The organism is Gordonia shandongensis DSM 45094, from assembly GCF_000423025.1.
Classification (GTDB): Bacteria; Actinomycetota; Actinomycetes; order Mycobacteriales; family Mycobacteriaceae; genus Gordonia; species Gordonia shandongensis.
The window spans coordinates 442,653-454,908 of record NZ_AUHE01000002.1 but is presented as its reverse complement, the minus strand read 5'-3'; the positions used below and the strand labels follow the sequence as shown (position 1 = coordinate 454,908).

The following is a 12,256-nucleotide window of genomic DNA, read 5'->3' as shown; positions in this document are numbered from 1 at the left end:
CCCACTGCAGAACCGAGCCCGGACCGAGATCCGGTCCGGGCTCGGCGCGTCTACACCGTGTATATCAGGCGCGTGCGGCCTTGTACTCGCGGCGCGCGGCATGCAGCAACGGTTCGGTGTAACCGCTCGGCTGCGTGGCGCCCTCGAGGATCAGGTCCTTGGCCGCCTGGAACGCGATGTTGCCCGCGAACTCCGGAGCCATCGGTCGGTAGTCGGGGTCACCGGCGTTCTGGCGATCGACGACCGGTGCCATCCGCTCGAGGGAGGCGACGACGTCGTCCTCGGTGACGATCCCGTGACGCAGCCAGTTGGCGAGCAACTGGCTCGAGATGCGCAACGTCGCGCGGTCCTCCATCAGGGCGACGTCGTGGATGTCGGGAACCTTCGAGCAGCCGACACCGTGGTCGATCCACCGCACGACGTAACCGAGGATCGACTGGCAGTTGTTGTCCAGTTCCTCGCGCTTCTGCTCGTCGGTCCAGTCGACGTCCGCGGCGAGCGGGATGGTGAGGATGTCGTCGACCGACGCCGGATCGCGCTTGGCGATGTCGTTCTGCCGCTCGAAGACGTCGACCTCGTGGTAGTGCAGGGCGTGCAGCGTCGCCGCCGTCGGGGACGGCACCCACGCGGTGTTGGCGCCGGCCGTGGGGTGCCCGATCTTCTGCTCGAGCATGTCCGCCATGAGGTCCGGCATCGCCCACATGCCCTTGCCGATCTGGGCCTTGTGCTGCAGTCCGGCGTGCAGACCCGTATCGACGTTGGAGTCCTCGTAGGCGTTGAACCAGGGCTGCCCCTTGATCTCGGCCTTGCGAACGAACGGTCCGGCCTCCATGGAGGTGTGGATCTCGTCGCCGGTGCGGTCGAGGAACCCGGTGTTGATGAACACGACGCGCTCGGACGCGGCCTTGATGCACGCCTTCAGGTTCACCGAGGTGCGGCGCTCCTCGTCCATGATGCCGACCTTGAGGGTGTTCTTCGGCAGGCTGAGGACGTCTTCGACGCGTCCGAACAGCTCGGACGTGAAGGCGACCTCGTCGGGGCCGTGCATCTTGGGCTTCACGATGTAGATCGAGCCGGTCCGCGAATTGTACAGACCGGTGTCATTGCCGCCGGCCGCTGCGCTCCCGGCGGCGGGCGCCATGCCGTGGATGCCGATCGCCGACGTCACGAGGGCGTCGAGGATGCCCTCGGGCACCTCGTTGCCCTCCGCGTCGAGGACGGCCGGGTTGGTCATCAGGTGTCCGACGTTGCGGACGAACAGGAGCGACCGGCCGTGCAGCTCCACCGTGCCGCGTCCGTCCGGGGAGGTGTAGACCCGGTTCGGGTTGAGCGCACGGGTGAACGTCTTGCCGCCCTTGCTGACCTCTTCGGTGAGGTCACCGCGGTTGAGACCCAGCCAGTTGTGGTAGCCGAGGACCTTGTCCTCGGCGTCGACCGCCGCGACCGAGTCCTCGAAGTCCATGATGGTCGTGACGGCCGACTCGACGGCGACGTCCTTGACGCCCGCGCGATCGGTGGAGCCGATCGGCGACGACGGATCGATCTGGATCTCGAGGTGCAGGCCGTGATGGCGCAGGAGGATGCCGGTGGGGGCGGACGCCTCACCGGTGTATCCCGCGAAGACGTCGGGGTCGGCGAAGGTGGTCTCGGCTCCGTCGACGGTGACCACCGCGCGACCGTCCGACACGGTGTACGCGGTCGCATCGGCGTGGCTTCCCGACTCCAGCGGGACGGCCTTGTCGAGGAAGGCCTTGGCGTAGGCGATGACCTTGTCGCCGCGAACCTTGTTGTACGAGGTGCCCTTCTCGGCGCCGTCGGTCTCCGGAATCGCGTCGGTGCCGTACAGAGCGTCGTACAGCGATCCCCAGCGCGCGTTCGACGCGTTGAGCGCGAATCGTGCGTTGAGGATCGGCACGACGAGCTGCGGGCCCGGAACCTGGGCGATCTCGTCGTCGACGCCGGTGGTGGTGATCTCGAAGTCGTCGGGGACCGGGACCAGATAGCCGATCTCGGTCAGGAACTTCTTGTACTCGGCGAAGTCGAAGTCCTGGTTCTCACGGTGCCAGGTGTCGATGGAGCGCTGCAGGTCCTCACGCACCTGCAGCAGCTCGCGGTTCCGCGGAGCGAGATCGCCGATCACGGCCGCCGCGCCCGTCCAGAACGTGTCGGCGTCCACACCGGTGCCTGGGAGGGCCTCGTTGTTGACGAAGTCGTAGAGGACCTTGTCGACCTGCAATCCGTCGACTGTGACACGTTCGGTCATGGCAACCTTTCCTTGGCGAGTGCGTACTGCGGGGAACGGTCGGTGCGCACGAAGTATTCCGGAGCGCTGTTCCACCGACAATCATCCATGGTACTAGGGGTTACCGGCGAGTATTTTCAGGGCGTCGGCCCGCTCGAGCAGGTCTTCGCAGGTTGTGACGAGCGCCGCACGGATCCGCACACCCCGTCGCGTGAGGGCGGCTTGTTCGCGGACATACCGCGCGCGCCCCTCCGGCGTCTCGATCGGGACGGGGGAGTAGCCGTACTCCGTCAGGTCATAGGGGCCGGCCCGCATGTCGAGGGATCGCGCGTCGAACGCCAACGCGAAGCTGTCGGCGAGCAGCGACCCGGGGATCAGCGGCGTCAGAGCCAGCGCGTAGCGGTACAGATCCATCGTCGCGTGCAGGCAGCCCGGCTGCTCTCGCGTGATCGCCGCAGCGCGGGTCAGCGGTCCGCCGTCGTCGGCGACCACGGTGTTGAGCGGCCGGGCCGCGTCGGTGAAGAAGCGGAACGCGTCGTAATGAGTGCATCGGACGGTATGAGACTCGACCACGGCATTGGTGCCGTCGACGCCCAGCCGCAGCGGCAGCGGGTGCCGCGGCCGGTCGGTCCGGTACACCATCGCCCACTCGTGGAGGCCGAAGCAGCCGAAGCGGGGTGCACGATCGGCCGTGGCACGCGCGACCGCCAGCGTCGCGGCGATCAGCGGCCGCCGTCGCACGAGGTGCTCGTCGCTCACGGTGGCCGTGCCGTCGTCGGTGACGCGGTAACCCCGGAGCCCGTCGTATTCGTGTGCGTCGCACAAGGCGGTCCCGAACCCCGGGTGCCATCGCGTGACCCGAGCCGGACGCGCCGAGTAATACGTGAACAGGAAGTCGATCACCGGATGCCGTTCGCCGGCGGCGCGCAGTTCGCGATACGGACCGATCAGCGCGTCGATGCGACGGCGATGCTCGTCGGCGAGGATCTCCCACCGGCTCCGGTCGAGGTGGTGCCGCACGCGTCACACCCGATGCGTCGAGTCGCGGACGTCGCCGATGAAGGCCTCGGCGAGGTCGGCCAACGCGACGACACCGATGATCGTCCCCGAGTCGTCGACGACCGCACCCAGATGAGCGCTCGTACGGCGAAGGATCACGCTCGCCTCGTCGAGCGGAATGCTCGCCGCGACCTTCGGCAGCGGGCGGATCTGGTCGACGCCGATGATGGTGTCCGGGCCCACGGCCTCGTCGATGATGTCGTCGAGGACGTCCTTGATGTGCAGGTAGCCGATATACGAACCGTCGAGGCCGCGAACCGGGAACCGGGAGAACCCGGTCTCGCGCACAGCGCTCTCGACCGAACCCAGCCGTGGTCCGAGGCCGCCGGCTCCCGTCGCCAGCTCCACCCGGACCGTGCGGACGTCGGCCAGCGGGATCATGACCTCGTCGACGGTCTGCTCCACCTTCGTCAGTGCGCGGGTGAGGCGATCGTGCTCCTCGGCGTCGAGGAAGCCGAGTTCCCTCGACTCACCGATCATCTGAGCCAACTCGGTGGCGTTGACGGTGGTCTCCAGCTCGTCCTTCGGTTCCACGCGCATCAGCCGGATCGAGGCATTGGCGATCGCGTTGTAGAACCAGATCACCGGACGCGCCAGCCGGAGGAAGAACAGGTGGGCGGGCACGACGAGCATCGCGACCGTCTCCGGTCCGGCCAGGGCGATGTTCTTCGGGACCATCTCGCCGAGCAGGATGTGGAGGACGACCACGATCATCAGGCCGACGGCGAAGGCGATCGGATGCAGCAGCTGGTCGGGCACCCGTACCCACTCCAACGGGGCGCTGATGATGTGCGCGATCGCGGGTTCGGCCACGCGGCCGAGCAGGATCGAACAGATCGTGATGCCGAGTTGCGACCCGGCCAGCATCAACGACAGATGCTCGGAGGCGTCGATGACCCGACGCGCACGCTTCTTGCCGCTCTCCTCGAGGGCGACGAGTCGATCCCGCCGCGCTGCGATCAGCGAGAACTCCGCGGCCACGAAGAACGCGTTCGCCAACAGCAGGACGACCGCGAGCAGCACACCCCAGACGTCACCCACGGGGACCCCCTCTCGGCGTCGGCAACGGGTCGCCGTCGATCGTCGTCAGCCAGACCTTGTCGACTCGACGCTGATCCATCTGGACGACGGTGGCGCGCCAGCGGGGTTCCGGGTCCCCGTCGTGCTCGGCTCCGTGCTCGCGCGCCGGAAGGTCGAGGATGTCGCCGGTCTGCGGTATGCGACCGAGGCAGAACATGACGAGTCCGCCGAGCGTCTCATACGAGCCCTCCGGGGCACGGTAGCCGATGGCGTCGTGCACCTCGTCGAGGCGGAGCAGCCCGGAACAGCGGAATCCGTTTCCGATCCGGGTGACGTCGGACTCTTCGGCGTCGTGCTCGTCGGTGACGTCGCCGAGGATCTCCTCGACGATGTCCTCGGAGGTGACCAGGCCGGCGGTGCCGCCGTACTCGTCGATCACGACGCACACCTCGAGACCGTTCGACGAGATCCGATCGACGAGGGCGTCGCCGTCGAGGCTGTCGGGAACGCGCGTGATCGGACGGGCCAGGGACCGAAGCGATGTGGTCGCGAGACTCTGCGGCGGGAGTGTGAAGGCCTGTTTGATGTGAACCACCCCGACGAGGTTGTCCAGATCGCCGCCCTCGGCGATGAGGAAGCGCGAGTGCCCGGTGCCGGTTGCGGCGGCGACCAGATCGCGGACGGAGTCGCCCGGTTCCAGGGACTCGATGCGGACCCGCGGCGTCATCAGGTCCTCGGCGGTGAGGTCGCCGAAGCGCAGCGAACGGTCGACGATCTGCGCGGTGTCTGCGTCCAACGCTCCGCGCAACGCGGAGTTCCGCACCAGGGCCGCCAGCTCCGCCGCAGACCGCGCGGACCCGAGTTCTTCGGTCGGTTCGATGCCCAGACGTCGCACCAGGGCGTTCGCGGCGCCGTTGAGCCCGTTGATCGCGAAGCGGAAGAAGGCGGAGAAACCCGAGAGCGGCGATGCGGTGGCTCGCGCGACGGCCAACGGTTTGGCGATGGCGAGGTTCTTCGGAATCAACTCGCCGAGCACCATCGACAGGGAGGTCGCGAGGATGAGCGCGATGGCGAGCGTGGTGCCCGGGACGACGGCCTCGGGGACCCGCATGGCCTCGAGCAGTGGACTGAAGATCGTGGCCAGGACCGGCTCCGCGATGTAGCCGGTGATCAGCGTCGTGATGGTGATGCCGAGTTGGGCGCCCGACAACTGGAACGACAACGACCGGTGCGCCCGATCCACCGCGCGGGCACGGCGATCGCCTCGGCGCGCCAGGTCGTCGGAGATCGTCGACCGCTCAAGTGCTGTCAGGGAGAACTCGCCGGCGACGAACAACGCGGTGCCCAGCGTGAGTGCGACGAATCCGATCAGACTCGCGATGATGATGAGAACGTCCACGGCCGCGGTCACCAACCGCCGGGAAGTGGACGGCCCTCGGCGAATCCGGCCGCGGACTGGACGCCGAGCACCACGGTGTCGTGCAACTCGGGCAGGCTGGCGGCACCGGTGTACGTCGCCGTGCTGCGGACACCCGAACAGATGTGATCGATCAGATCCTCCACACCGGGACGCTCCGGATCCACCGGGATGCGCGATGAGGAGATGCCCTCCTCGAACAGACTCTTGCGGGCGCGGTCGTAGGCGCTGTCGTCGGCCGATCGCGCGGCGACCGCCCGTTTGGACGCCATCCCGAAGCTGACCTTGTACTCGCCGGTGGCGTCGGTGTGCAGATCGCCGGGCGACTCGTAGGTGCCGGCGAACCAGGATCCGACCATCGCGTTCGAGGCACCGGCGGCGACCGCGAGAGCGACGTCGCGCGGATGCCTGATCCCACCGTCTGCCCACACCGCGGCGCCGTGCTCGCGAGCGGCTGCGGCGCAGTCGGCGACGGCCGAGAACTGGGGGCGGCCGACGCCGGTCATCATCCGGGTGGTGCACATCGCGCCGGGGCCCACACCGACCTTGACGATCGTCGCCCCGGCGTTGACCAGATCGATCGCGCCCCGGCCGGAGACCACATTGCCCGCGGCGATCGGAACTCCGAGGTCGGCGTCGGCGACGGCGCCCAGCGATGTGATCATCTTCTCCTGATGCCCGTGTGCGGTGTCGACCACCAGCAGGTCGGCGCCGGCGTCGACAAGCGCCCGTGCACGACCGACGACATCGCCGTTGATCCCGACGGCCGCCGCGATGCGCAGCCGCCCCGACGCGTCGGTGTTCGGGCGGTAGATGCCGGCGCGGAGCGCCCCGGTCCGGGTCAGCACACCGACCAGTCGCCCGCCGTCGTCGACCAGAACGGCGAGCTCGGCGTTGGCCTCCACCAGCGCGTCGAAGACGGCGCGCGGATCGGTGTCGACCGGCAGGGTGACCGGCACCGGCTGCGCGGCCGACCGCAGGTCGGTGAACAGATCCACGTCGTGACCGCTCCGAGCGCGGGGGACGACTCCGATCGGTCGGCCGTCGTCGACGATCACCGCGACGCCGTGCGACCGCTTGGGGATCAGCGCCTGTGCGTGCGCCATCACGTCGTCGGGGCCCAGGGTCACCGGGGTCTCGGCGGTCAGGTGGCAGGACTTGACGGCGGCGATCGTGGTGGCCGCGGCCTCCAGGGGAACGTCCTGTGGCAGGACGGTCAGCCCTCCGCGCCGGGCGACGGTCTCGGCCATGCGCTTCCCGGCCACAGCCGTCATGTTCGCCACGATGAGCGGGATGGTGGTGCCGCTGCCGTCCGAGGTCGACATGTCCACGTCGAACCGCGAGGCGATCGACGAGCGGTTCGGGACGACGAAGACATCGTCGTACGTCAGATCATGCGCGGGTGCGTGACCGTCGAGGAATCGCACGGCGGGCCTTTCGGTTCGGGCGTGTCAGGCATGGGTGAGGAGCCGGCTCAACTCGGTGAGCCAGGGGATGGCGACCGCGAGGGTCGGTACCACGAGGATCGCGGCGGCCAGCAGGTAGGCGGTCGCCGCGATGCCGCGCTGCGGGGTCCGGTGCCCGAGGCGACGGACGCGGACCAGCGTGGTCGGGCCGCCGACGGCCATCGCGCCGCGCGGAGCGGTGGCATCGGCGCAGGCGACCAGTGCTCGCCCCACGGTGGTCGGACACGTGGCGCGCGCGGCCTGGTCGTCGGCGAGCGCCTCGGCGAGCAGTTCGACTGCTCCGAGTGCGGACTGCGACCGGACGAATCGCGGAAACGCCTCGTGCAGCGCGATGAATGCTTCGAGGACGAGGTCGTGACGGGCACGCAGGTGAGCGCGTTCGTGCTCGATGACGGCCGTCAGCTGGCGGTCGTCGAGGCGGGTGAGGACGCCTTCGCTGAGGACCACGCGGCTTCGGAGACCGGGCAGGCAGTAGGCCAGGGGAGTCGGGACGTCCAGGATGCGCAGGTCTCGAGTGCTGCGATCGCCGTGGCGGCGATGCTCCACACTGTCGACCAGATCGATCATCTGGCGGTGGGCGTTGCGGCGCGCGCGGGTGCGAATGGCCACCCGCAGGACCGTGTACATCAGGCGTGCGCCGACGAGCAGGGTCAGTACGAAGACGAGCACGTAGGCCGACCAGAGGAACCAGCCGAGGCGGTGGAACTCCTCGATGGGGTTGTTCGTCGGGGTGCCGTCGGGGCCGGGCGCCAAGAGGTTGGCGGCGATGGCGAGGCCCGTGCTGAAGGCCGACAGGACTGCGGCCAGGGCGATCGACTGCCAGAGGGTCATCGCCGCGCGTGGTGCGTAGAGAGGCCAGTTGGCCCGGGCGAGCGCCGCGGGGATCGGGCCGACGAGGGCGATCGTGAGGATGCCGAACAGGAGTGCTGTCATCGGCCCTCCTCGGATCGTCGTGGATGGAACACGGGCGCGGCCTGCTCGTCAGGTGCGCTCGTCGCGCGAAGACTCGAGTTCGTCGAGCGCGGCCCGCAGCGCGGCGGCCTCGTCGTCACCGACGCGGCCGACGAACGAGACGAGTGCGGCATGTCGCGAACCGGGGGCGTCGGCGGAGCTGAGTGCGTCGACCATGAGCTCGGCGACCAGGTCCTCGCGAGGGGAGGTGGCGGTGTACTGGTGTGCGCGGTCGTCGCGGATCTGCGTGACGAGGCCCTTCTTCGTCAGTCGCTGCAGGACGGTCATCACGGTCGTGTATGCCAGGGAACGGGTCTCGGACAGCTCGGCATGGACTTGGCGCACCGTCCGCGGCGTCGCCGAAGCCCACAGCGTGTCCATCACGGCGCGCTCCAGGTCACCCAATCCGTTCATCTTCCTCATCCTACGTCGGCTCCTGATCGTCTTGTGTCGGGTACCGGACACGTGTCGCCGACGTGCCCGCGGGGCGGGGTCGTCATGTCAACGACACAGCGTCGTTGAGGGTTCCCGAGGGGTCGTGCGAATCCCGATCGGGCACTGCGGGTTGACATGCCGGTAAGGGTAGCCTACCTTCATGTCCGAGGATCGAGCGAGAGTCCTGAGGGCTGCAGAGACCCCCGATCCGCGACGGTGACCCTCGTAGTTCGCACGGAGAACGCGGGGGTCACTGTCGTTTTCGCGTCCGGTTCGTGGCAGGCTGCAGTCATGGCAACGGATATGGACCCCACTGTCGCGCGTGGACTGGACGCTCTGCTCGGTTTCACCGTCGACCACGCCGACGGTGAAGGGGTGCGGGGCACACTCGACATCGATTCCAAGCACCATCAGCCCTTCGGCATCATCCACGGCGGCGTCTACTGCGCGATCGCCGAGAGCGCCGCGAGCATCAGCGCCTACTGCTGGCTGCAGGAATCGGGCATCGACGGCGCGGCGGTCGGGGCCAACAACAGCACCGACTTCCTCCGGTCGGTGAGCAGCGGCGTGCTGGCCGTGTCGACCACGCCGATCCACCGCGGTCGGCGCCAGCAGCTGTGGCAGGTCGACATGCGCGACGAGAGCGGGGCCCTCGTCGCCCAGTCGCGCGTGCGACTTCAGAACATCCCCATGCCGACGGCGCCCTGATCGACCTCGGCGGTCGAGGCGCCGGTCCACCGATCAGCCCGCGCTGGGCTCTCCCGCGCTGGACTCCTCGGGCACGGCGTCCCGATCATCGCGGTCCGACTTGTCCGCCTCGGCGAGACGCAGCCGTTCGAGATACGAGAGCTCGGTGAGAGCGCTGCGCGCGTACACCTGCTGCTCGGTGATGGCCAACTGCGTGCGCCCGCGCGTGCTGAATGCGAAGAACCAGTTGATGAAGGTGTTCAACCGGTTCCGGAAGCCGACCATGTAGACCAGGTGCAGGGCGAGCCAGCCGAGCCAGGCGAGGTATCCCTCCGTCTCGAACTTCCGCTTGGTCCCCGGGATCGGCACCTGCATCACCGCGCTGAAGCGCGACACGGTGGCCATCGACCCCTTGTCGAAGTAGCTGAACGGCTTGCGCTGGTCGGGCTGCTGTCCGCGCTTCATCTCCGCCAGAATCGCGTCAGCCGCGTAGCGGCCGCCCTGGATCGCGCCCTGTGCGACGCCGGGAACACCGTCGACCGCCATCATGTCGCCCACCACGAAGACGTTGGGGTGACCGGGGACCGACAGATCGGGGAGGACCTTCACGCGGCCCGCGCGATCCAGTTCGACGTCCGACTGGTCGGCGAGCACCTTTCCGAGCGAACTGGCCTGCACGCCCGCAGACCAGACCTTGCACTGGCTCTCGATGCGGCGCAGCGTGCCGTCCTTGTCCTTGACGGTCACGCCGTCGAAGTCGAGGTCGGTCACCATCGCACCGAGCTGGACGTCGACGCCCAACCCCTCGAGGCGCTTCTTGGCCTTGGTGCCGAGCTTCTCGCCGTACGGGGGAAGGACGGCGGGCGACGCATCCAGCAGGATCACCTTGGCCGTGGTCGGGTCGATGTTCCGGAAGGCGCCGCGCAACGTCTTGTCGCTCATCTCGGCGATCTGGCCGGCCAGCTCCACACCCGTGGCGCCCGCACCGACGACGACGAAGGTCAGCAGCTTCTCCTGCTCGGCCGGATCGCTCGACAACTCGGCCTGCTCGAAGGCCCCGAGAATGCGCCCGCGGAGTTCCAGCGCGTTGTCGATGGTCTTCATGCCGGGGGCGTACTCGGCGAAGTGATCGTTTCCGAAGTACGACTGATCGGCCCCGGCCGCGATGATGAGATCGTCGTACGGCGTCTCGGTGACCCGCTCCAGGAGCTGTGACCGGACCGTCTGATTCTCCATGTCGATGTCGAAGACCTCACCGAGCAGTACCCGCGCGTTCTTCTGTTTGCGCAGGATGACCCGTGTGGCGGGAGCGATCTCGCCCTCGGCGATGATTCCCGTCGCCACCTGGTAGAGCATGGGCTGGAACAGGTGATGCGTCGTCTTGGCGATGAGCGTCACATCGACGTCGGCCTTCTTCAGCCGCTGAGCTGCGAACAGGCCGCCGAAACCCGAACCGATGATGACCACCTGACGGCGGCGGTGCGCGGTCGTGGCACGGCTGCTGGTCGCAGAGCTGCTGGTCATTGACTAACTCCTGATCGGTCGTTGCTGTCCTTGCCCCGGTGCGAAGTCAGGCGGATCCCGACTGCGGTGCGCGCCGAACTCCCCGCGGGACGATCACCTCCACGGTAGACCGCACCGCTCACGCCGGCATATCCGCGGTCCGCGCCGGGAGCCGCGAACGCTCCCAGTCGGCCCGCATCAGCTCGTACTCCACATCGTCGAGGGGGTCGGTGCCGTCGACCTGCCGGGATCCGTCGACCTGCCGGGCGCCGCCGCGGGGCACCGGTGGGATCGCGCTCGCGGCGGGGCGCATCCCGAGTTTCACCATCACGCGTTGCGAGCCGCGGTTCGCGGGGTGCGTTCCGGCGAAGATCCGGTCGGTGTCGGTGGCGGTGAAGGCGACGGCCACCAGCGCGGACGCTGCCTCCGTGGCCACCCCTCGACCCCACGACCAGCGGTGCAGTCGATAGCTGAGTTCGAGTTCGAGGGCGGCCGAGTGGCGCGGGACACGCAGTTGGACCCATCCGATGAAACGGTCCTCGCGGCGATCGAACAGGAGCCACATCCCGGTGCCGGAGCTCCGGAACTGCGCCTGCGACCGGGGGATGACCCAGTCTCGAATGGTCGCCGACGGCGTCGGCTCGCCGCCGCTGACGAAACGCATCACCTCGGGGTCTGCGTCCAGGCGGTGCAGGAGGTGCGCATCGCTCTGCTCGACCGGGCGGAGCCGGAGCCGTCGCGTACCGATGTTCACCCCCGAGACTCTATCGATCCGGGGCGCGCCGATCGACGAGTTTCGCCGCGTGTCGGGGAACCCGGCCGGCGGCGAGGGGCAGCGGCGACGCCGGGGCGGACCGGTCCGGACGCCGGGGTCCGACCTGTCGGAGGCTGGCTATAGGGTGCACCCATGACAGCCTCGCCGTTCACCATCGACATCCAGTTGCGCTGGGGCGACATGGATTCGCTCGCTCACGTCAACAACGTCCAGTTCGCGCGCCTGCTCGAGGAGGCACGGGTCCGCGCCTGGCACGTCTGGTTCTCCGACTCGGGGGCCGAGGACTCGCCGACGCTGCCGATCCTGGTGGCGCGCCAGGAGATCGAGTTCGTCGCGCCCCTCTACTACGGCGTCGAACCGGTCAGGATCGAGATGTGGGTGCCGCGGATCGGCACGAAGTCGTTCGACTACGGATACCGTATCGCCACCCACGACGGTCAGATCGCGGCTCTCGCGGAGACCACGTGCACCGTGATCGACCCGAGCAGCGGCCGGCCCGCGGCGATCCCGGAGGGCTCACGCGCGATCCTGGAGGACTACGCGGGCGACGAGGTGCCGTTCCGGCGACGGCGGTGACCGGACGACGACGGTGACCGGACGACGACGGTGACCGGACGACGACGGTGACCGGACGACGACGTTGACTGGGCGATGAAGGCTCCGGGTGAGACGGTCACGGGACCAGTCACGGGACCAACGGT

General features: G+C 68.6%; 11 protein-coding genes. 2 read left to right on the top strand and 9 right to left on the bottom strand.

Going from position 1 to position 12,256, the window contains the following annotated elements; translation table 11 throughout:
- Positions 1-64 precede the first annotated feature (64 nt).
- The 7 genes from G528_RS0104925 to G528_RS0104895 form a co-directional block, all read right to left on the bottom strand.
- On the bottom strand, positions 65-2,263 hold the full coding sequence (locus G528_RS0104925) for a malate synthase G (RefSeq protein ID WP_026918008.1): 2,199 nt from the start codon (positions 2,261-2,263) through the stop codon (positions 65-67).
- Positions 2,264-2,356: 93 nt separating this feature from the next.
- The gene (locus G528_RS16410) at positions 2,357-3,262 is read right to left on the bottom strand and encodes a hypothetical protein (protein WP_051198288.1); all 906 of its coding nucleotides are present in this window, start codon (positions 3,260-3,262) and stop codon (positions 2,357-2,359) included.
- A gap of 3 nt (positions 3,263-3,265) precedes the next feature.
- Positions 3,266-4,342 (bottom strand): hemolysin family protein, encoded by a 1,077-nt coding sequence (locus G528_RS0104915; protein WP_026918007.1) that lies wholly within the window; start codon positions 4,340-4,342, stop codon positions 3,266-3,268.
- Positions 4,335-5,720 carry a hemolysin family protein gene (locus G528_RS0104910; protein WP_026918006.1) on the bottom strand — a complete coding sequence of 462 codons (1,386 nt, stop codon included), beginning with the start codon at positions 5,718-5,720 and terminating at the stop codon, positions 4,335-4,337. The genes G528_RS0104915 and G528_RS0104910 overlap by 8 nt, the downstream gene beginning before the upstream one ends.
- Before the next feature lie 8 nt (positions 5,721-5,728).
- The gene (guaB1, locus tag G528_RS0104905; protein WP_026918005.1) at positions 5,729-7,165 is read right to left on the bottom strand and encodes a GMP reductase; all 1,437 of its coding nucleotides are present in this window, start codon (positions 7,163-7,165) and stop codon (positions 5,729-5,731) included.
- Positions 7,166-7,189: 24 nt separating this feature from the next.
- Positions 7,190-8,137 carry a M56 family metallopeptidase gene (locus tag G528_RS0104900; protein WP_026918004.1) on the bottom strand — a complete coding sequence of 316 codons (948 nt, stop codon included), beginning with the start codon at positions 8,135-8,137 and terminating at the stop codon, positions 7,190-7,192.
- Between the two features lie 48 nt (positions 8,138-8,185).
- Positions 8,186-8,578, bottom strand: a complete 393-nt coding sequence (locus G528_RS0104895) for a BlaI/MecI/CopY family transcriptional regulator (RefSeq protein ID WP_026918003.1) — start codon at positions 8,576-8,578, stop codon at positions 8,186-8,188.
- A 303-nt stretch (positions 8,579-8,881) separates the two neighbouring features.
- On the opposite strand from G528_RS0104895, the gene G528_RS0104890 reads away from it, so the two are divergent.
- Positions 8,882-9,298, top strand: a complete 417-nt coding sequence (locus tag G528_RS0104890) for a PaaI family thioesterase (protein WP_026918002.1) — start codon at positions 8,882-8,884, stop codon at positions 9,296-9,298.
- A 33-nt stretch (positions 9,299-9,331) separates the two neighbouring features.
- Here G528_RS0104890 and G528_RS16405 read toward each other — a convergent pair whose 3' ends face one another.
- Positions 9,332-10,801, bottom strand: a complete 1,470-nt coding sequence (locus G528_RS16405) for an NAD(P)/FAD-dependent oxidoreductase (protein ID WP_035718882.1) — start codon at positions 10,799-10,801, stop codon at positions 9,332-9,334.
- Positions 10,802-10,919: 118 nt separating this feature from the next.
- Positions 10,920-11,534, bottom strand: coding sequence for a GNAT family N-acetyltransferase (locus G528_RS0104880; RefSeq protein WP_026918001.1), 615 nt, complete (start codon positions 11,532-11,534; stop codon positions 10,920-10,922).
- Positions 11,535-11,687: 153 nt separating this feature from the next.
- Here G528_RS0104880 and G528_RS0104875 point away from each other — a divergent pair, with 153 nt between their 5' ends.
- Positions 11,688-12,131 carry an acyl-CoA thioesterase gene (locus tag G528_RS0104875; RefSeq protein ID WP_026918000.1) on the top strand — a complete coding sequence of 148 codons (444 nt, stop codon included), beginning with the start codon at positions 11,688-11,690 and terminating at the stop codon, positions 12,129-12,131.
- Positions 12,132-12,256 lie beyond the last annotated feature (125 nt).